This window comes from Natrialba aegyptia DSM 13077 (assembly GCF_000337535.1).
GTDB lineage: Archaea > Halobacteriota > Halobacteria > Halobacteriales > Natrialbaceae > Natrialba > Natrialba aegyptia.
On record NZ_AOIP01000019.1, the window covers coordinates 66,008 to 86,681 of the forward strand.

A 20,674-nucleotide genomic window follows, 5' to 3' on the forward strand; every position below is an offset into this window, starting at 1 on the left:
ATGACCGTGGTGGTCAAAATCGGCGGCGCGCGCGCCGTCGACCCCGAAGGTGCACTCGCGGACGTCGCCTCCCTGGTTGACGAGGGCGAGGAGGTCGTCCTCACCCACGGCGGTTCGACGGCCGTCGACGAGACCTTAGAAGAACTCGGCGAGGAACCGACCTACGTCGAGACGCCCGGCGGCGTCGTCGGGCGGTTCACCGACGAGGAGACGATGGACGTCTTCAAGATGGTGATGCCCGGGAAGCTCAACACGGACCTCGTGGAGTCGCTCCAGAACGAGGGCGTAAACGCCGTGGGGCTCTCCGGGACGGACGGAAAGCTGCTAGAGGGCAAGCGCAAATCCGCCGTTCGCGTGAAAGAGGACGGCAAGAAGAAGATCAAGCGTGGCGACCACTCGGGGACGATCGACTCGGTCAACGCGGACCTGCTCGAGACGGTCCTCGCGGGCGGCTACACGCCGGTCGTTTCGGTCCCCGTCCTCGGACGGGAAAAAGAGGGCGGTTACACCGCCGTCAACGCCGACGCCGACCGCGCCGCCGCTTCGATTGCGGGTGCTCTCGAGGCCGACCTGGTCGTCCTGACCGATGTCTCGGGCATCTACGAGGATCCCGACGACGAGTCGACGAAGATCGACTCGGCCGTGACGCCCGCCGAGTTCAGCGCGGTCAAAGACGCGGCGGAAGGCTTCATGACGAAGAAGGTCATGGCGGCCGAAGAGGCCCTGGAGGGAGGGGCAGCCTCGGTCACCGTCGCGTCGGCGAACGCGGACGAGCCGATTACGAGCGCGCTCGCGGGTGCGGGAACGACGCTCGAACCCGGCGCACTCGCCGACGCGGAAGCAGAGGAAACAGCGAATACGGAGGTCACACAATGAGCGGATTCGTCTTCTCCGAGAAACCGATCAGCATCGAATCCGGCGAGGGCGCGACGCTCACCGCCGAGAACGGCACCGAATACCTCGACTTCGGCGCGAGCTACGCCTGCACGCCGACCGGCCACTGTCATCCCGACGTGGTCGATGCGATCCAGGAGCAGGCCGCCGAGTTGCTGTACGTTCAGGGTTCGTACCCGGTCCAGTCGCGGACCGATCTCCACGGGAAACTGGGGGCGCTCGCGCCCGGCGGGATCGAGAACGTCTGGCTCTGTAACTCCGGGACCGAGGCCAACGAGGCCGCGCTGAAGTTCGCCCGGAGCGCGACCGACGGGACGAAGATCGTCGCCGCCAAGCGCGCCTTCCACGGCCGCACCGCCGGCACCCTGTCGGCGACCTGGAAACCAAAGTACAAGAAGCCCTTCGAGCCGCTGCTCGAGGACCAGGTCGAGTTCGTCACCTACGGCGACACGGCTGAACTCGAGGATGCGGTCGACGACGAAACGGCGGCAGTGATCCTCGAACCCATCCAGGGCGAAGGTGGCATTCACCCCGCGCCGGCGGGCTATCTCGAGGCGGCCCGCGAGTGCACCGAGGCAACCGACACCGCGCTGATATTCGACGAAATTCAGACCGGGATCGGTCGCACCGGCGATCTCTGGGCCTGCGAAGGCTACGGCGTGACGCCCGATATCCTGACGACCGCGAAGGGAATCGCGAGCGGCCTGCCGATGGGCGCGACGCTCTGTCGGGACTGGGTCGCCGAGGCGGCGGGGCCGCACGGCTCGACGTTCTCCGGCAACCCCCTCGTTTCGGCTGCAGCGAACGCGACGCTCGACGTGGTCGTCGACGAGGATCTGCCGGGTAACGCCGACGAAATCGGTGGCTACCTGCGGGACGAACTGACCGCGCTCGACGTACCGATTCGCGACGTTCGTGGCGAGGGGCTGATGATCGGCGTCGAAGTGAAGCGCGGAGCCAATCGGGTGCTGCGGGACCTCGCGCTCGAACACCAGGTGCTCGCATTGCCGGCCGGCCGGAGCGTCGTCCGCCTACTGCCGCCGCTAGTGCTCGAGGAGGAGCACGCGGATCAGGTCGTAACGGCGCTCGCGGACGTACTCGCTCCCAAAGCCGAATCGCAATCATGAGTACGACAATGACCGATCACGACGCGGTTTCGTTCGCGGACGCCCGCGAACTACTGGTCGACCTCGTTTCGATCCCCTCGCCGTCGGGTGAGGAACGCGACGCGGCGGAGCGCCTCGCCGCGTTCTTCGAGGCCCACGACCGCGAGGTCTGGATCGACGAGGTCGGCAACGTCCGCGCGCCGGCGGACGATTCGGTGCTGTTGACTTCCCACATCGATACCGTCCCTGGCGAAATTCCGGTCGAGGTCGAATCGGCGGACGACGCGGACGAGGAAGAGGACATCGCCGATGACGGGACGGACGTTCTCTGGGGTCGCGGCAGCGTCGACGCGACCGGGCCGCTGGCCGCGATGGCCGCGGCCGCGGTCCGTACCGGCGTCTCGTTCGTCGGCGTCGTCGGCGAGGAGACGAACTCCCGCGGCGCGCGCCACCTGGTCGACGACCGCGAGGAACCGGACGCCGTCGTCAACGGCGAACCCAGCGGCGCGACGGGGATCACCCTCGGCTACCGCGGCTTCCTCTCGGGAACGTACGTCGCGACCAGCGAGTCCGGCCACACCTCCCGCCCCGAACCCAACGCGATCCAGCACGCGACGAGCTGGTGGACGAGCGTCGAGGAAGCGTTCGAGCAAGACGAGTACCAGCCCGTCTTCGAGCGCGTGACGACCAAACCCGTCGCCATCGACGGCGGCATCACCGACGACGGCCTCTCCGTCGAAGCCACGCTCGACGTGCAACTGCGCGTGCCACCGACGCTCGACGTCGAGACGGTTCGCGAGACCGCCGAGGCACCGCTCGAGATCGGCACCGTCACCTGGGCCGACCCGATCCCGCCGGTGATGGAAAGTCCGCGCACCGAGGTCGCCCGCGCGTTCCGCGCGGCGATCCGGAAGGAAGACGGCGAGCCGCGGCTGCTGCGCAAGACCGGCACCAGCGACATGAACCTCTTCGCCGGCGCGTGGGACTGCCCGATGGCGACCTACGGCCCCGGCAACTCAGAACTCGATCACGCTCCCGACGAACGCCTCTCGCTCGACGAGTTCGACCAGTCCGTCGCGGTGCTCACTCGCGTCGCGACGACGCTGACCGGAGGTGACGACTAATGTCTCCATCTCAATCCCAATCCCAGTCCCCGTCTCCGTCCGACCCGGAACCGCGGCACTTCCTCGAGATCGACGACGTCTCACACGAGGAACTGCTCGAGGTCCTCGATCTGGCGGACGATCTCAAGCACGCACAGCAAACCGGCGAGCCACACGAAGCGCTCGACGGACAGACGCTCGGAATGATCTTCCAGAAGCCGAGCACGCGCACCCGCGTCTCGTTCGAAACGGGAATGACCCAACTCGGCGGCCACGCCATCTTCCTCGGTGCGGACGACATCCAATTGGGCCGCGGCGAACCGCTGAAGGATACCTCACGGACCCTCTCGCGGTACGTCGACGTCGTGATGGCGCGGCTGTTCAAACACGACAACGTCGAGGTGCTCGCGGCGAACTCGTCGGTGCCGATAGTCAACGGACTCACCGACGACGCTCACCCCTGCCAGACGCTCGCCGATCTGCTGACGATCCGCGAGCAGGAGGGAGGCTTCGACGACGTTTCCGTGGCCTGGATCGGCGACGGCAACAACGTCGGTCAGTCGTTCGTGATCGGTGCCGCGATGACCGACATGGACCTGACGGTGGCGACGCCCGAAGGTTACGGCATCGACGACAGCGTCATCGATCGTGCGCAGGAACTCGGCGGCGATCCGACGGTTACGAACGACCCCGTCGAGGCAGCCACTGACGCCGATATCATCTACACCGACGTCTGGATCAGTATGGGCCAGGAGGACGAACGCGACGTGCGCATGGAGGCCTTCGAGGGCTTCCAGGTCTGTTCGGACCTGCTCGAACACGCCCCCGGGGCGTCGGTCATGCACTGTCTCCCGGCCCACCGCGGCGAGGAAATCACCGACGAGGTCATCGAGAGCGACCGGTCGATCGTCTTCGATCAGGCCGAAAACCGTCTCCACGCCCAGAAGGCGTTACTCCAGTGGCTGCTCGATTGAAACCGACGCTGCCGCTCATTTCGTTCCGGTAAACCGCCGTTTTCGTGAGTCAATATGCTGTTATTCTTCCCGCAAAAGAAGTCAATACATAGAACAATCTAGAACAGTTATGTATGTGTGCGTGATCTCCCCGAAGTGGCATGTCGTTCAGACTGCTGTTTGCCCTGTTCATCATGCTCCTGGGCCCTGCGGTGCTGGTGGGGCTCATCGTGATGTAGGACGGTGGAATCGCGAGCGAATCCGGGCACACCACACAGTCCCGATGACACACCACTCGGCTTTCCGGGACGCTTTTTGCGATCACACCCTGCAACGGGTGAGCGATCACACCGGCGCTCGTGGGAGCGAGCACGTGCGGATATGGAAAACGGGAAAACGGGATGGGGGTATCTGCCGAATCCACGTGCTTTTTGCCGGTCGCTCCCCTCCCCGAGGACAGAACGATAATGAGTCTCAGTCTCTCTGCCGACCAACCGGCAGCACCCGCCGACGCCGACGACGGCGTCTGGCTCGAGTGCATCGAGTGCGGCGAGACGTTCGCCCCGTTCGCGGACATCCGCTACACCTGCGACGAGTGCGATAGCCTGCTCGAGGTTCGCTACGACGATCTGCCGACGTTCGAGGACTTCGCGGGCGAAGGCCAGGGCGTCTGGCGCTACGCCGACACCCTTCCGCTCGATGCGGGCGTCTCGATCCAGGAGGGTGCCACGCCGCTGTACGAAGCCCCGCAGCTCGAGGCCGATATCGGGCTCGAGGCCCTGCGGATCAAACACGAGGGGATGAACCCCACCGGCTCGTTCAAGGACCGCGGCATGACCGTCGGCGTCGCCGTCGCGACCGAACTCGGCGTCGACCGCCTCGCCTGCGCCTCGACCGGCAACACGAGCGCCGCGCTCGCCGCCTACGGCTCCCGCGGCGGCATGGAAACGCTCGTGCTCCTCCCCGCCGGCAAGGTCGCCGCCGGCAAGATCGCCCAGGCCAGCCTCCACGGTGCCCGAATCCTGGAGGTCGACGGCAACTTCGACGCCTGCCTCGACATCGTCCAGGAACTCGCCGGCCAGGGCGAGGCCTACCTGCTGAACTCGCTGAACCCCTTCCGACTCGAGGGCCAGAAGACGATCGGCCTCGAAATCCTGGAGGGCTTTCTCGCGGACTACGACACCGTCCCCGACCGCATCGTCCTCCCGGTCGGCAACGCCGGCAACACCGCCGCGCTGTACAAAGCCTTTCGTGAACTCGTGCAAGCGGGCGCACTCTCCCGCGACGAGGTCCCGAAACTGGTCGGCGTGCAGGCCGAGGGCGCGGCCCCGATGGTCGAGGCCGTCGAGAACGGCGCGGACGAAGTTCGGCGCTGGGACGATGTCGAGACGCGCGCGACGGCGATCCGGATCGGCAACCCGGTCAACGCACCGAAGGCGTTGCCGGGCATCCGCGAGACCGACGGCACCGCGATTTCGGTCACCGACGAGGAGATCACCGCGGCACAGCGCGACCTCGCCGGCGAAGGGATCGGCGTCGAACCGGCCTCCGCCGCATCCGTCGCGGGACTGCGAAAACTCCGCGCCGAGGGGATCGTCACCGACGACGAACGCGTCGCCTGCTTGACGACGGGCCACCTGCTCAAAGACCCCGACGCGGCCGCCGCTGCGGGGAGCGAACCGGAATCGGTGCCAGCCGAGACGGCGGGCGTCCTCGAGCATCTCGAGTACTGACACTCGATCTGTACTCTCTCACCCTCTCATAGCCACACAATCTACAGTAGACGCGTCTGACGCCCGACTGACTGACCTTTTTCCGCGGGAGCGATGTACCGTCCGAGTTGCCATGTCCGTCGAGTATCGTCCCCCCGAACAGCCCGCCACCACCGCTATCGACCCCGACGAATACACTCGAAATCCCCGTTCAGCGATCGCAAACGACCCTCACGCCGGTCACGGGCCTCATCGGAAGTCATCATCGCTCTCGATACGATCGTCCCCGAACACGAGACACCCGCTTCCCGCTCGAATCGAACGAGTTCACCTCCGCGCCCGGATCGCCGCACTCGAACGCGAACTGACGATCCGTGACCGCCAGCGCCGGGAGTTGATCACGCAGTACGAACGTGAACTCGAGGCACAACAGGATCACGACTGGGGTCAAAAGCAAGACCAGAAGCAGCGTCACCGATGCGAGGAGGATGACCGCTCCGGCCGGTCTGACCAGTCTGATTTCACGCAGGCACGCCAGTCGCGACAGACACGGACCGAACGCACGGGTCTACTTCAGCGAGTTCTCGATCGGTGGCACCAACACCGGCACTCGAAGTGAGCAATCCGGGTTCAGTCGGAGCGACCGGCTGATTCCGATTGTTCGTCCATTGCAGTCGCCGCCGTGTCGGCTGCGGTTTCGCGGACGAACTCGACGAAGTTCTCGAAGACGAGTTTCGCCTCGCAGGCAGAGGCGTAGTTCTCGTCGGTGATTTCGGCGAGGACGGCGTCGCGGCGGTCCGCGTCGAGGTCCTTGCGGTGGACGAGTTCGCGGGCGGTCTTCGTATCGTACTCGGGGTGGAACTGGACGCCGAAGACCCGGCCCTTGCGGAAGCCGTGATTCGAGTACTCGTTTTCGGCGAGCGGGGTTGCGCCGGCCGGCAGTTCGGTAACCGCGTCGGCGTGGCTCGTAAAGGCCGTGAACGACTGGGCGATGCCGTCGAACAGCCGGGAGTTCCCGTGGTGGTCGATTTCGCTGTAGCCGACCTCGTAGGCACCCATGTCCTCGACGGTGCCCCCGAGCACGTCGGCCAGAAGCTGGTGGCCCCAACAGATGCCGAGCGCGGGAATGTCCCGCTCGAGGGCCGCTGTGACCCACTCTTTGGTGGCATCGATCCACTCCTCGTCCCAGTAGACTGACGACCGCGAGCCGGTGACGACGAGCCCGTCGAACTCGTAGTGTGCGGGGAGCTCGCCGTCGGTGACGTCGAACTCGGCCAGCGAGGCGTCGAGTTCGCGGCGGAAGTTTCGCGTCGTGTTCGCGTCCTCGTGGGCCGCGTTCAGGACGGCGATACGAACGTGACTCATACTGTGTCGTGTAGTGGCCGCGCTGGACGGATATTCTTTCCGCCCGTCGTTCTCGATGTGGTCTCGCCTGCCGAGTCCAGTGTCGTTTGTCGCGTCCGATTTTTATCAGACGACGCCTGTCGAGTCCGATATCGCCTGTCGAGCGGTCGGTCGATGCCGCGTGCAGTTCCGGCACCCGGCTCGGAGAGCGGTCAGTAATCGCTAAAGAATCCGAACTCTTCGCCGCTCCGATTGATGTACTCGGTTTCCAGTACGTCGCTGACGGTCCGTCCGAGGTCGTCGAGTTCTTCGTCGATACCTTGCCGTTCGCCCCGTTCGAGCGGGTCACCGGACGGCGGTGCCAGATCGGTGGGGACAGTCGGGGCTTGGTAGCCGACGTCTTCCGTGGCCATGTTCCAATAAAAATCGAACTCGTCTATCAGTCCGTGATCGCGCACGAGCTGGAACTCATCGACCGTCAGATACGTATCGTCACGCCACTCGTTGAAGCCGTCCTCCCACGCCCCTTCTTGGAGGAACGTCGCTAACGCTTCGTGCGGTACATTATCACCCGATCGATACTCCGGCTCGTCGACGGCATCGTAGTCGCCCGGATCCTGTGGTCCGTCGAGCGCTGGCGGGTCGGGGATTTCGACATCAAGTGACATACGTCATCGTTCGCTCGATAGCTGTTTGGTAGTTTCTATCACTGTTCTAGTCACTCTCAATTTCCAAGGCGCTCCGACTACTGCGGTGATTCGCGACTTCGCCGATATACGTCGGCGTACAGTGCCGTTTCCCGGTGGCGAGACGGCGACCGACGTACGCAGTCGCGCTGGGAGGCGCTGCAGCGAGCCTTCGAGTAAGAGTTCACGACACCGTTCTCATCGTCGCCGGAGGCCGAAACCATAACGGTACCGCGCTTCCCAGCACCTGGTGTGTCACTCGCGTTCGTCTCCGCGACCGGGCCGGATCTCCTCCGGCTTCTCGCGCTTCCCGTCTTCGCCTGGACCGCCGTTCGGGATATCAAGACCAGGCGCGTTTCGAGTCACGTCTGGGTTCCGCTCTCGCTGCTCGGAGCGGGGACGCTTCTCTGGGAGGGAGTGCTCGCCTGGCGCGCCGGCGGGACGACCTGGATCAACGAGTTCATCGTTCCGGCGACGGTGAGTTTAGGGTTGGTCGTGCCGCTTGCGTATCTGTTCTGGTGGGCTGGCGGCTTCGGCGGTGCCGATGCGAAAGCATTGCTCGTTTTGGCGGTAGTGTTTCCGACGCAGCCGATCTACGTGATCGGATCGTGGACGACGCCGACGGCACTGACGCCGATCGGAACGTTCTCGTTTACGATCCTGACGAACGCCGTCTTGGTCGCGCTCGCGATCCCGGTTCTCCTCGCGATTCGAAACGCCGCTGCGGGGCGGTTTACGTCGGTGATGGCGCTCGGCTGGCCGGTTTCCTGGGAGCGCCTGCCCGAGACGCACGGGCAGTTGCTCGAGGGACCGGCCGGGCGCTCGACGAGCGGCCTCGACCTCGATGCGCTGCGGATGTACCTGCGCTGGCGCGGCCTGACGCTCGCGGACGTTCGGGAGTCGCCTGATCGGTATCGAGATCCGGCGACGCTGCCCGAGGAGCCGAATCCGCCGACTGACGGTGCCGTGGCGGCCGACGTTCGAGCGGACGGCGGGGCTCCGACGGCAACTGCTGCGGCGTCGAATCGTGACTCCACCGAGGGATCGTCAGAAGGGAGCGACGACGCTGTGTCGACGACTGCAGCGGTCGACGATCCGTGGGGCGCTGAAGCCTTCCTCGACGATATCGAGGGCACGGCCTACGGAACCGATCCAGAACAGTTGCGCGCCGGGCTGGAGGCGATCACGACGGCCGAGACGGTCTGGATTTCGCCGGGAACGCCGTTTCTGGTGCCGATATTCGCCGGGCTTGTGATCGCACTCGGCTACGGCGACCTCCTCTTTGGCCTGCTCGGCCTCTTCTAGTCTTCTAGTCTTCTAGTCTTCTAACCTTCTAACTCCGGACGCTCTGTACGCGTTGAAACAGCGGAACGAGCGCGGTCCAGAAGACGACGAAGGCGGCACCCGTCCCGATGATCGCGAGCCAGAGAACCGGTACCTGGTTCCCGGCACCCGCTCCGCCGGCGGTGCCCGTTACCGCCGGTGGCCCGCCCACGAGAACGACGAACGTCCCCACGAACAGGCCGAGACAGACGAGGACGCTCCCGAGTTCGAGCGCTGCGGCGATGGGAAACGAGCGAGCCGCGCCGACGAGTCTCTCGTACATCGTCGCTCACGCGCGCGACTCGATATCCGCCGCGATGTCGTCGAGTTCGTCGTCGGCGAGGTCGGGACGATCGCCGGCGATGGCGTGGATGGGGCCGCCGCCGTCGCCCTCGAAGCGCGGGACGATGTGGCAGTGGACGTGCGGGACCTCCTGGCCGGCCTCCTCGCCGTTGTTGAACGCGACGGTGGTCGCGTCGGCGTCGACGCTCTCCTCGACGGCGGGGACCATGCGATGAACCGTCGCGTAGAGATCCGTCGCGACGTCTTCGGGAACGTCGTTCAGCCGCTCATACTCGTCTTTGGGGATCACCAGCGTGTGGCCCGGTGCCAGCGGGTTGGCGTCCAGGAAGGCGATCGTCGTCTCGTCTTCGTACACGATTCGCGCGGGGATCTCCCCCTCCACGATCTGGCTGAAGATCGTACTCATGCTCGAGTGTGTGTCGGCTCACCGTATGAAGGTTACCGACCGGGGGTGGATCGCAGCGAGGACGTATTGCATCACCGTCGGTCTCTCGGTCGGTAATTCGAGGTAATACGCGTCTATCGGTGTGTTCGTAGATAGCGTCGTTACCGAACGCTTCACAGCGTCGTCCGAACGCAGGTGCGTTTCACCCTGCAGATAAACGGCACAGGGAGAGTCACTCTGGGATGAACTCGTCATTCCGTCGTGCGTGCCCGGACAGCGAACCCCATGACTGCATCTATCACGACGAGGAACAGCAAAAGCCCACCGACGGCCGCGGATAAAAGGCCGAACAAGCCGCTCCAGTCGACACCCCCGGACGAGTTCAGGCCCTCCACGGCGGCCCACATTGAGACAAAGAGGCAGGGCACCGCGACGGCAGCGAGCACGATGTCAGTGGGCTCACGGGTGTACATCCCTCGGGCAAGTACCGCAAGTTCGACGAGCAACGGGAGAACGAAGAGGGTCAGCGACCCGACATCGAGGACGGGAAGGGAAAGCAGGTGTGAAGGTGGAGATATCATATATGAAGTGACATTTAGGCGCTGGATATTATTCTTTTCGCTCTTGTGGCGTAGATTGTTAGTGAACCATCGCACAGTTTCGAGGATTGTTTTTGCCCCTTTTTCTATCGCTTTACGTCCGCATCTTCACTCGAGCACGCCCTCGATCGTCTCTCGAATCCCCTCGAGATAGTCCGCAGGCTCGTAGCCGAGTCGGCCGATCCAGATATCTTGGTACGACGGATGTAGTATCGGCACCAACCAGATCTCGAGTTCCTCACAGTAAATCGGCTCGAGCACGCTATCGATGAATCCCTCGAGGTCCCGCCCTTCGGCCGCTAACACGGTCTTCGTCGCGTGCTTGCCAGTCGCGAGCACGACCGTCGGATCGACCGTCTCGAGTTCGCTCAGCAGATGGGGCCGGCAGTTCGCGCGCTCCTCGGCGGTGGGTTCGCGGTTCGTGGCGCGGTCGTCGGCGCTCCCGGTTTCACCGCTCGCTGTCGAGGAGCGTGGCTCCTCGCTCGCGGGAAAACACTTCACCGCGTTCGTGTAGTACGCGTCGTCGCCGTAGCCGACGCGGTCGAGCATCCGGCGGATGCGCCGGCCGGAGTGGCGGGAGGTGTAGGCCTTGCCGGTCCAGTTGCCGCCGCGCCAGCGGTCGGCGTCGGGATGGCCGTGGCCGGGGGCTTCGCCGACGACCAAGACGCTGGCGTCGAGGGAGCCGGTGCCCCACGAGATGCACTCGCGGCTCTCGCTGAGTGCTTGACAGCGCGTACAGTTCGCCTCGAAGACGTGTCGCGAGTCGGGGAACTCGGGGTCGTCCGAATTGGCGGCGTCCGGATCCGAACTCGAATTCGAATCAGGGTTGGCTGCTGGCACAGATGGGTGTACGTCTACAGGCGGTTAGCTCGGTTGGTTTGGATGCGTGATTCACAGCGGTGATTTGGATGCTACCGATGGGTGTGTCTCGTGGTGTGTTATATCGCTGCGTAAGTGAACAAATTTACCTTGGTGGCCTTTCTATGGGGGGTATATGGTTACGTTCAGCCTGGAATTACTCGCCGAAGTACTCCCGTTACTTCTCTATACCGTTATCGGTGGCCTACTGACCGTCGTCGGCGCTGCTGCAGAGTACGCGAGCCTGCAGCACTTCGGTGCCGGTGAGGCGACCGTTGCACTCTGGCTCGCCGCGATCGGCTGTGTGATGCTCTATGCGGGCGTCTACGGCATCGGCTACCAGAAATTGTTTTCTTCGACCAACTGAGCGGAGAGTCGTCGTTCGACCGATCGATCACCGCGTCCAGTCACGCCTGCAGGACCGATTCCCCTTTAATGTCGGAGCGAATCACGTCACGTATGAGCCGGTTTGGCGAGGTCGACGACCAGTACGATCCCCACGCGCTCGAGCAACGGGTATTCGAGTACTGGGACGACGTCGACGCCTACGAACAAACGGTCGAGCACCGATCGGACGGTGAATCGTTCTTCTTCGTCGACGGCCCGCCGTACACGTCGGGCTCGGCGCACATGGGGACGACCTGGAACAAGTCCCTCAAGGACGTCTACCTTCGCTTCTTCCGAATGCAGGGGTACGACGTGACCGACCGCCCGGGCTACGACATGCACGGGCTTCCGATCGAGACGCGCGTCGAGGAGCAACTCGGCTTCGAGAACAAGAAGGACATCGAGGAGTACGGCGAGGAAAACTTCATCGAGGCCTGCAAGGAGTACGCCGACGAGCAACTCGAAGGCCTGCAGTCGGACTTCCAGGACTTCGGCGTCTGGATGGACTGGGAGGACCCCTACCGGACCGTCAGCCCCGAGTACATGGAGGCCGCCTGGTGGGGCTTCTCGAAGGCCGCCGAACGAGGGCTCGTCGAGAAGGGCCACCGTTCGATTTCGCAGTGTCCCCGGTGTGAGACCGCAATCGCGAACAACGAGGTCGAGTACGAGGATGTCGAGGACCCCTCGATCTACGTCAAATTCGACCTGCAGGACCGCGAGGGCTCGATCGTCATCTGGACGACGACCCCGTGGACCATCCCGGCGAACACCTTCGTCGCGGTCGACGAGGAGGGCGACTACGTCGGCGTCCGCGCGGAGAAAGACGGCGAGGAAGAACTCCTGTACGTCGCCGATGCCAAACACGAGTCGGTTCTGAAGGCGGGTCGGTACGACGACTACGAGGTCGTCGAAGAACTCTCCGGGGAGGAGATGCTCGGCTGGGCCTACGACCACCCGCTCGCCGAGGAAGTCCCGGACCGCGTCGACGCCGAGGGCACCCACGAGGTCTACGCCGCCGATTACGTCGACACCCACGGCGACGGCACCGGTCTCGTCCACTCCGCGCCCGGCCACGGTGAAGAGGACTTCGAGCGCGGCCGCGAACTCGGCTTCCCCATCTTCTGTCCCGTCGGTGGCGACGGCGTCTACACCGAGGAAGCAGGCAAGTACGAAGGCGAGTTCGTCAAGGACGCCGACCCCTGTCTCTTATACACATCTNCCCTCGCGCCATCAGAGATGTGTATAAGAGACAGCATCCAGATCGTCACCGACCAGTGGTTCATCACGATCACCGATGTCAAGGACGAGCTGTTGGACAACATCGAGGACAGCGACTGGCACCCCGACTGGGCGCGGGACAATCGCTTTCGCGACTTCGTCGAGGAGGCCCCCGACTGGAACGTCTCGCGCCAGCGCTACTGGGGCATTCCGCTGCCGGTCTGGACGCCCGAGGACCGCGACGATGACGAGGACATGATCGTCGTCGGCGACCGCGATGAACTCGCCGAGCGCGTCGATCAGGACATCGACGCCGCAACCGTCGACCTCCACAAGGACACGGTCGACGACCTCACAATCACCGAGGACGGCACCACCTACACCCGCGTGCCGGACGTCTTCGACGTCTGGCTCGACTCCTCGGTCGCCTCCTGGGGTACCCTGAACTACCCCTCGGACGACAGTCGGTTCGACGACCTCTGGCCCGCGGACTTCATTCTCGAGGCCCACGACCAGACGCGGGGCTGGTTCTGGTCACAGCTCGGCATGGGAACCGCCGCGCTCGGCGAGAGTCCCTACAAAGAGGTGCTCATGCACGGCCACGCGCTCATGCCCGACGGGCGCGCAATGTCCAAGTCCAAGGACATCCTGATCGATCCCCACGAGGCCATCGACCGCCACGGCCGGGACGTGATGCGCGCCTTCCTCCTCTCTAACAACCCGCAGGGAGAGGACATGCGCTTCTCCTGGGACGGCATGCAGACGATGGAAAACCACCTCCGCACGCTGTGGAACGTCTTCCGATTCCCGCTGCCGTACATGCGACTGGACGAGTTCGATCCGCAGGAGACGACCGTCGATGCTGTCGCGGATGACCTCGAACTCGTCGACGAGTGGGTCCTCGCCCGCCTGCAGTCGACGAAGCAGACGATGACCGACCACTTCGAGGACCGCCGCCAGGACAAGGCGATCGACGCCCTCATCGAGTTCGTCGTCGAGGACGTCTCCCGGTTCTACGTTCAGGCGGTCCGCGAGCGCATGTGGGAGGAAGAAGACAGCGCCTCTAAGGAAGCCGCGTACGCGACGATCTACCGCGTCCTCCGCGAGACCGTCGCGCTGCTGGCTCCCTACGCGCCGTTCATCAGCGAGGAAATTTACGGCACCCTTACCGGCGGTGCGGAGCACGACACCGTCCACATGTGCGACTGGCCCGCCGTCGACGAGGCGTTCGTCGACGAGCAACTCGAGGATGACGTGGCGTTCCTGCGCGCCATCGAGGAAGCCGGCGCGAACGCCCGCCAACAGGCCGGCCGCAAACTCCGCTGGCCCGTCCCGCGCGTCGTCGTCGCCGCCGACGACCAGCGCGTCGTCGACGCGGTCGAACGCCACACCGACCTGCTCGCCGAGCGCCTCAACGCCCGCGAGATCGAACTCGTCTCGCCCGAGGATCGCTGGGGCGAACTCAACTACAGCGCCGAGGCCGACATGAGCGAACTCGGCCCCGCCTTCGGCGACCGCGCCGGAGAGGTTATGAACGCGCTCAACGAGGCCCGGATCGACGACCCATCCCTCGAGGCGCTCGCGGCGGCCGTCGACGACGCCCTCGAGGCGGACGACGAACTCGAGGAATCGATGGTCTCGTTCGTCACCGAAACGCCCGAGGGTGTCGCCGGCACCGCCTTCGGCCTCAACGGCGACGACCGCGGCGTCGCCTACGTCGACGCCTCGCTCACCGACGACATCGAGAGCGAGGGCTACGCCCGCGAGGTTATCCGCCGGGTCCAGGAGATGCGAAAGGACCTCGACCTGGACGTGGAAGAGCGGATCGCACTCGACCTCGAGATCGAAGACGACCGCGTCGCCGAACTCGTCGACGACCGCAAAGCCCTCATCCGCGAGGAGGTTCGTGCAGACGAACTCGGAACGGTCGAGGACGGCCACCGTAAGGAGTGGGATGTCGACGGCGTCGCGATGGAGATCGCGATCGAGTCGCTGGCGGCCGCTGAGGCGTCCGAGTAATCGCCGCCGAGCGGAGCGAGGCGGGTTTTTGGTCCAGATTTTTTGAGGAGTGGTGAGCAGTAGCGAACCCGACGAGAAAAAGGTGGATGCCGAGATCGCGATCGAGTCGCTGGCGGCCGCTGAGGCGTCCGAGTAATCGCCGCCGTCGTCTCGTTGCCGACGCTGTTGTACCAGTTGTGTCGCCACTCTCCTACGGAACTCGCGAGAAACGCCTGCTACAGGTGCTCCGCGATCGCCGGTGCGACCGAGACGGTACTCTGCTGGCGCTCGATCGTATCCGTGCCGTAAATCGCCTCGACGCCAGCCCGCGAGAGCTTCGTGACAGCGTTACTGGCAAGGAGCGGATGAACGCACGTAACGAAGACCCGATCGACGCCGCGGTCCTGCAGGACGCCGACGGCCTCGCTCATCGTCGACCCCGTCGCGATGATGTCATCTGTGACGACGACGTCCCGGTCGGTCACGTCCACGTCGCTCGGCGAAATCTCGACCTCGGTGCCGGAGTGACGCACCTTCTCGAAGTAGTCGATCTCGCCCTCGCCGTAGGTATCACGGACCGTCTCGGCGAGTTCAACTGCGCCGGCGTCGGGCGAGAGGAACACGGGATCGGCGAGGTCCTCGGGGAGCGGTTCGGCCAGCCGACCCGCGGCGTCGACGGCGGTCGCCGTCGGCTCGAAGAACTCGCAGACGGCCTCTTCGTGGGGAGTGACTGTGAGGACGCGATCGGTCCCGCTCGAGATGGCACGAGCGACGGCGCGAGCGGAGACCGGGTGGCCGGGTTCGAACGCCTCGTCCTGTCTGGCGTAGCCCATGTAGGGGAGGACGGTGACGACGTCCGAGACGCCGGCTTCGCGGGCGGCGTCCTGAAGCTGGAGCAGTTCGAGGTGGGTGTCGCTCGAGACGGTCGAGCCGACGACGACGGCGCGATCGGCGGTAACGGCGTCGTCGGTGGCGACGGCATCGTCGATACCGGGGACGGCGGCGAGCAGTTCGCCGTCCGGAAATCGGTTGTACTCGGTGGTGACGAGCGGTTCCTCGAGCTCGCGTGCGAGCGCCGCGGCGAGCGCCTGCGACGCGGATCCGCTGATTATCATACTCGAACCCATTGGGTGTGGCGTAAACCAGTTTTCGTTCTGCGGCCCGCTCACTCGCTCGCGCCCTCGTCGAACGACGCGTCGCCGTCGCCACAGGGGCCGCTGCTCGTGTCTGCGTGGGTCGTCAGCGCGCCGCTGCGGTTGATCGTCACGAGCAGGTTGAGACAGTCGGGATCGTTCCACGACGCCGCCGTGTCCTGTACCGGCTCGCCGTCGTCCAGCCGCAGGATGACGCGGAACTCGCCCGCCTCCTGCGGCCAGCCCTGCTCGAGCGTCGCGCCCGCGCCGGCGTCGAGTTCGTGCGTCGACCAGTGTTCGATGTCGCCGTCGAACTCGACGATGACGTTGATCGTGTGCGCGTCGTTGTCGAGGTTTTCGACGTCGACGTTGCCGAGCAGCGTTCCCGACGCGCCGCCCGCGCCGTCGGAATCCGAACTCGAGTCGGTTCCGTTTTCGTTTTCGTTCCCGTCGCCATCGCTCTCGCCGCCGTCCGAGTTCGAGTCCGCATCCGGGTCGCCCTCGTCCGCGCTACTCGAACAGCCGGCGATCGCTCCCGTCAATGCCGTTCCTCCAAGCGCCAGTAGTCGACGCCGCGGTAGGCCGCTCATGAGGGTATCGGAGACAGTCACGGATAGTTAACCTTCCGTTCGTCGTATCCGATCCTGGTATCCAGTGCGAAGAGCAATCGCTCCGAAACGGCGCTTTCAACTCATCTTCGGCCCCGATTAAACAAGACGAATTCGAAACATATTTTATGAATCCATCAATCAATCAGAACGATGCCCTTCGATATCGTCCTCCAGTCCGGCGCTTTCGGATTCTTCGGCCTGATTGCGCTCCTGTTCTTGGCACTGCAGATCGGTATCATCATCTGGACGTACACGGATGCACAGTCTAACAGTTCACATCCTGCCTTCCTCTGGGCAATCGTCGTCTTCTTTGCGCCCTTCCTCGGCCTCGTCCTGTACGTCCTGCTCGGACGGGATCGGATGGGGCCGGGTCGGGGTCCGTCGGGTATCTAGACGCGACAGCCTACGTATCCGACTCCACCGTCGAAGCGGGAACCGCGAGCCCCGTCACATCCGTCACACCGAGGGACCGTCGCCGCCACGAGTTCTCCTCGTCAGCGCCCTCGGTCGTCACGAGAATCGTTCCCCGTTCCGTGACCGCATAGAGCGGTCCCGCCGATTCGGAACCGGAATCCGAACTCGTCTCCGTCGCTCCATCCGATTGTTCGCGTTCGGCGGTCGGTCCGGTCCCGTATCCGATGCTGTCTCTTATACACATNGGTTCGTCGGGTGTCTCGATCGCCGTCCAGTCGTCATCCGTGAACGCGTAGACTGTGTCGTTCGAGTCGCCCGCGCTCGAAATCGCGTGGGCTCGGGCGAGTCGGCCGCGTTCCGTCCGCGGATCGGCGGTGACCGTCTCGAACAGTTCCTCGCGGATCTCCATCCATCCGTTTCCGAGTTTGTAGAGGCCGTCCGCGGTCGCCGCGAGCGGAATCCCGGCCGCGGAGACGTCGCGGGCATCCGAGAGGCCGGCGTGTTCGAGTTCGCCGTCGGCGGGCCGGAATCGGTAGACGCCGTCGTCCGTTGCGACGAGGTCGCGGTCGATCGCACGAACCGATGTGATCGCGTCGGCGCTGCAGCGGTGCCAGTCCGTTCCGTCGTTCCGGTTTCGGAGAGTCCGGTAGCCGAGGTCGCCGTCGGGACCGGCTGCGAGGAGCGTCGAATCGGTCGCTCCGACGGCGACGGCGGGACCGAAGCCGGTGTTTTCGAGCGCGAGATCGTCGCGGTTCGCAGCGTCAGTGTCGCGATTGGTCGCGGTCTCCTCGCGAATATCCTCGTCCGTCGCGATCACGACGCGCCCGTCGGCGACTGTCGCGATGTCCCGCGCGTTACAGCGCGCACAAAGGCTGAACTCGCCGACCGCGTCGCCGGCGACCCGCACGCGAACGACGCCGATTGAACTCGTGACGTAGAGTCGGGTCGCGCCGTCACGGGTGCCGTAGACGCGCTTTTCCTCGATCGAATCCATACGTGAGGATTGGCGGCACAGCCCGAAAGCGTTCCGTCTGCTCCGCAACCCCTTTGAGGTGGCCGGTCGGACTAGCGACCGATGGAAGTCTTCGGATCGAGTGGGAAACGTGGCGTCGCCAACGAGGAGTTGACGCCCGCGTTCGTCCTGCGTGTCGCGAAGGCGGCGGGGACGGCCTGGCAGGTGGACCGGGTCGCCATCGCACGCGATACGCGCTACACCGGACGGATGCTGGCCGATGCCGCAGCCAGCGGGCTTGCAAGTACCGGAACCGACGTTGACCGCCTCGGGATCGTCCCGACGCCGGGTGCACAGGGCTACGCGGAGCGGATGGACGTTCCCGTCATCGTCATCACGGCCTCGCACAACCCGCCCCAGTACAACGGTATCAAACTCGTCGGTCGCGACGGCGTCGAACTCGCCGTCTCGGACCTCGAAACGATCGAGGACACCCTGCTTTCCGGCGAGTTCGCCGTCGCGCCGTGGGACGAAACGGGCCGGGTCCGCGAGATCGACACCGCCAGACGCGACTACGTCGCAGATCTCCTTGCGGCCGCCGACCGCGAGACGATCGCCGACGCCGACCTGACGGTCGCTCTCGACCCCGGCCACGGCGCGGGTGCGCTGACCAGCCCCGAGTTCTTCCGCGAACTCGGCTGTCGCGTCATCACCGTCAACAGTCAGCCCGACGGCCACTTCCCCGGACGAGACCCCGAGCCGGTTCCCGACAATCTCGGCGATCTGGGACGGCTCGTCCGGACGAGCGACGCCGACATCGGTATCGCCCACGACGGCGACGCCGACCGGGCTATCTTCTTCGACGAGAGCGGCGCGTTCGTCTCCGGCGATGCCGCACTCGCCGCCCTCGCCGCCGCGGAGCTCGACCCCGGCGAAACGACCGTCTCGGCGGTCAACGTCTCCCAGCGACTCGTCGACGTCGTCACCGAGATCGGTGCCGACCTCGAACTCACGCCGATCGGATCGACGAACATCATCACTCGCATCGAAGAACTCGAGGCCAACGGCGAGCACGTCCCAATCGCCGGCGAGGGCAACGGCGGGATCTTCTTCCCCGACTACCGACTCTCGCGCGACGGCGCGTACACGGCCGCTCGATTCCTCGAACTCGTCGCCGAACGGCCGGTCAGCGACCTCGTCGGCCCCTACGACGGCTACGCCAACGTCCGGCGCAACATCGAGTACGAGTCGACCGCCGAACGCGACGCCATGCTCGATGCCGCCGCGAACCACGCCCAGTCCGCCGACGCCGAACTCAACACCCGCGACGGCTACCGCCTCGACCACGGCGACGCCTGGGTGCTCGCCCGCCCCTCCGGAACCGAACCCCTCGTGCGCATCTACGCCGAGGCCCGCGACGGCGAGCGCGCGACCGAACTCGCGAACGGAATGTACGAGACGCTATCGGCGGCCAAGGCGACTATCTGAGCGGTCGCACTTCTCTGGAGACAGAACCGTTCACAGTGATCTATTTCGAGCGCCGCCACACCGCGCGTTCGATACGTCGCCGTCGAAACTACTGATTACCGCTGATTCGCTCGCATTACCCGTCCGTAATTACCGACAACGGTGGACGGCGTTTATGGCCGGCGTCGTTTCACGCTGGCTGTATGGTTGATCGTACCGAACAGCCGCCTGCGGACGAACCGGTCACAGAAACCGACCGCGACCAGCACCCGACTGACACAGCGTCCCGAGTTCATCTCCGGTCCCGTCTCCGCCGTCGCCCCGTCCTTCGATCGCTCGCGGGTACCGGTCTCGCCGCGATCGCGGGCGTCGCTCCGGTTGCCGCCAGCGAGACGGCATCAGACCAAACTGAAACGGGGAGCGATACTGACGGCGACACCGGAACGGACGCGACCGCGGAACCCGAACTCGTCGCCGACCTCGAACCGCCCGCACTCCCGGAAAACCTCGCCCTCGACGACTCGGGAACGGTCTATCTCAGCCTGGCCGTTACTGGCGAACTGCTCGCCGTCGATCCCGACGGGAATCAGGAGTCGGTCGCCCAGTTCGATGTCGGCGAGGAGGGAGCGCTGCTCGGCATCGTCGCCGTCGACGGAACGATCTACGCGCTGGTGAACTCGGGCGAGTCGGAAACGCACGGCGTCTGGACCGTCGACATCGCCAGCGGGGACACCGAACGGATGGCTGCACTCCCCGCAGAGACGGCACCAAACGGCATCACCATCGATCCCTACACCGAGGACGGCTTCCTCGTCACCGACCATCTGGGCGGTGCGATCTGGCGGGTGACGCCGGATGACGCGACGGTCTGGGTCGACGACGAGGTCCTCGACCCGGACCCCGAAGCCGAGGCCGGCGTCGGTGCCGACGGGATCGCGATCAATCCCGACGGCGATGTCTACGTCGACAACCTCGATTACGGTCGGCTCGTCCGAGTTCCCGTCTCCGAGGACGGCAGCCCCGGTGAACTCGACCTGGTCGCCGAGGAGGACTCGCTGGTCGGCGCTGACGGCATGACCTTCGACAGCCAGGGCCGACTCTACGTCGCCGTCAACGCGAGGGATGCGATCGTCCGCGTCGAACTCGGTTCAGAGATGGACGACAGCGAGTCAATAGCGACCGAGGACGGTGGGTCGATGGAGACCGATGACAACGAATCGATGGCGGG

Annotated in this window: 21 protein-coding genes; 12 read left to right on the top strand and 9 right to left on the bottom strand. The window is 65.0% G+C overall.

Annotation, left to right across the window (positions count from 1 at the left end):
- From C480_RS09315 to C480_RS09340, 6 genes are all read left to right on the top strand, one after another.
- The gene (locus C480_RS09315; protein ID WP_006665361.1) at positions 1-876 is read left to right on the top strand and encodes an acetylglutamate/acetylaminoadipate kinase; all 876 of its coding nucleotides are present in this window, start codon (positions 1-3) and stop codon (positions 874-876) included.
- A complete protein-coding gene (locus C480_RS09320; RefSeq protein WP_006665362.1) occupies positions 873-2,021 on the top strand; it encodes an aspartate aminotransferase family protein in 1,149 nt (382 codons plus the stop codon). The genes C480_RS09315 and C480_RS09320 overlap by 4 nt, the downstream gene beginning before the upstream one ends.
- On the top strand, positions 2,018-3,124 hold the full coding sequence (locus tag C480_RS09325) for a [LysW]-lysine hydrolase (protein WP_049903502.1): 1,107 nt from the start codon (positions 2,018-2,020) through the stop codon (positions 3,122-3,124). The genes C480_RS09320 and C480_RS09325 overlap by 4 nt, the downstream gene beginning before the upstream one ends.
- Entirely contained in the window at positions 3,124-4,077 is a 954-nt protein-coding gene (argF, locus tag C480_RS09330) for an ornithine carbamoyltransferase (protein WP_006665364.1), read from the top strand. The genes C480_RS09325 and argF overlap by 1 nt, the downstream gene beginning before the upstream one ends.
- 446 nt (positions 4,078-4,523) lie before the next feature.
- Positions 4,524-5,789, top strand: a complete 1,266-nt coding sequence (gene thrC / locus C480_RS09335; RefSeq protein WP_006665365.1) for a threonine synthase — start codon at positions 4,524-4,526, stop codon at positions 5,787-5,789.
- Positions 5,790-5,901: 112 nt separating this feature from the next.
- Positions 5,902-6,387, top strand: coding sequence for a hypothetical protein (locus C480_RS09340; protein WP_006665366.1), 486 nt, complete (start codon positions 5,902-5,904; stop codon positions 6,385-6,387).
- Between the two features lie 11 nt (positions 6,388-6,398).
- Here the strand turns inward: C480_RS09340 and C480_RS09345 are convergent, their stop codons facing one another.
- Positions 6,399-7,133 (bottom strand): type 1 glutamine amidotransferase, encoded by a 735-nt coding sequence (locus C480_RS09345; RefSeq protein ID WP_006665367.1) that lies wholly within the window; start codon positions 7,131-7,133, stop codon positions 6,399-6,401.
- A gap of 191 nt (positions 7,134-7,324) precedes the next feature.
- Positions 7,325-7,780, bottom strand: a complete 456-nt coding sequence (locus C480_RS09350) for a hypothetical protein (protein ID WP_006665368.1) — start codon at positions 7,778-7,780, stop codon at positions 7,325-7,327.
- Between the two features lie 270 nt (positions 7,781-8,050).
- Here C480_RS09350 and C480_RS09355 point away from each other — a divergent pair, with 270 nt between their 5' ends.
- A complete protein-coding gene (locus tag C480_RS09355) occupies positions 8,051-9,103 on the top strand; it encodes an A24 family peptidase (RefSeq protein ID WP_006665369.1) in 1,053 nt (350 codons plus the stop codon).
- Between the two features lie 28 nt (positions 9,104-9,131).
- Here the strand turns inward: C480_RS09355 and C480_RS09360 are convergent, their stop codons facing one another.
- From C480_RS09360 to C480_RS09375, 4 genes are all read right to left on the bottom strand, one after another.
- The gene (locus tag C480_RS09360) at positions 9,132-9,404 is read right to left on the bottom strand and encodes a hypothetical protein (protein WP_006665370.1); all 273 of its coding nucleotides are present in this window, start codon (positions 9,402-9,404) and stop codon (positions 9,132-9,134) included.
- Between the two features lie 6 nt (positions 9,405-9,410).
- Complete coding sequence (locus tag C480_RS09365) at positions 9,411-9,830, bottom strand: HIT family protein (protein ID WP_006665371.1); 420 nt, start codon at positions 9,828-9,830, stop codon at positions 9,411-9,413.
- A gap of 230 nt (positions 9,831-10,060) precedes the next feature.
- Positions 10,061-10,390, bottom strand: coding sequence for a hypothetical protein (locus C480_RS09370; RefSeq protein WP_006665372.1), 330 nt, complete (start codon positions 10,388-10,390; stop codon positions 10,061-10,063).
- Between the two features lie 126 nt (positions 10,391-10,516).
- Positions 10,517-11,248: a uracil-DNA glycosylase gene (locus tag C480_RS09375; RefSeq protein WP_006665373.1), complete on the bottom strand. Its 732-nt coding sequence runs from the start codon at positions 11,246-11,248 to the stop codon at positions 10,517-10,519.
- Positions 11,249-11,402: 154 nt separating this feature from the next.
- On the opposite strand from C480_RS09375, the gene C480_RS09380 reads away from it, so the two are divergent.
- Together C480_RS09380 and ileS are read left to right on the top strand one after the other, a co-directional pair.
- Positions 11,403-11,633, top strand: coding sequence for a hypothetical protein (locus tag C480_RS09380; RefSeq protein WP_006665374.1), 231 nt, complete (start codon positions 11,403-11,405; stop codon positions 11,631-11,633).
- Between the two features lie 92 nt (positions 11,634-11,725).
- Positions 11,726-14,890, top strand: a complete 3,165-nt coding sequence (gene ileS, locus C480_RS09385; protein ID WP_006665375.1) for an isoleucine--tRNA ligase — start codon at positions 11,726-11,728, stop codon at positions 14,888-14,890.
- A gap of 215 nt (positions 14,891-15,105) precedes the next feature.
- On the opposite strand, the gene C480_RS09390 is transcribed toward ileS, so the two are convergent.
- Together C480_RS09390 and C480_RS09395 are read right to left on the bottom strand one after the other, a co-directional pair.
- Positions 15,106-15,984 (bottom strand): ribose-phosphate diphosphokinase, encoded by an 879-nt coding sequence (locus tag C480_RS09390; protein WP_006665376.1) that lies wholly within the window; start codon positions 15,982-15,984, stop codon positions 15,106-15,108.
- Positions 15,985-16,034: 50 nt separating this feature from the next.
- A complete protein-coding gene (locus C480_RS09395; RefSeq protein ID WP_049903505.1) occupies positions 16,035-16,592 on the bottom strand; it encodes a hypothetical protein in 558 nt (185 codons plus the stop codon).
- Positions 16,593-16,763: 171 nt separating this feature from the next.
- Between C480_RS09395 and C480_RS09400 the strand changes: the two genes are divergently transcribed.
- On the top strand, positions 16,764-17,006 hold the full coding sequence (locus tag C480_RS09400; protein WP_006665378.1) for a PLDc N-terminal domain-containing protein: 243 nt from the start codon (positions 16,764-16,766) through the stop codon (positions 17,004-17,006).
- Positions 17,007-17,016: 10 nt separating this feature from the next.
- Here C480_RS09400 and C480_RS09405 read toward each other — a convergent pair whose 3' ends face one another.
- Positions 17,017-18,021 carry an HVO_0234 family beta-propeller protein gene (locus C480_RS09405; protein ID WP_006665379.1) on the bottom strand — a complete coding sequence of 335 codons (1,005 nt, stop codon included), beginning with the start codon at positions 18,019-18,021 and terminating at the stop codon, positions 17,017-17,019.
- Positions 18,022-18,102: 81 nt separating this feature from the next.
- Between C480_RS09405 and glmM the strand changes: the two genes are divergently transcribed.
- Positions 18,103-19,467, top strand: a complete 1,365-nt coding sequence (gene glmM / locus C480_RS09410) for a phosphoglucosamine mutase (RefSeq protein WP_006665380.1) — start codon at positions 18,103-18,105, stop codon at positions 19,465-19,467.
- 182 nt (positions 19,468-19,649) lie between these two features.
- Positions 19,650-20,674 (top strand): SMP-30/gluconolactonase/LRE family protein (locus tag C480_RS09415; RefSeq protein WP_006665381.1); only part of this gene is annotated, 1,025 nt, incomplete at its 3' end.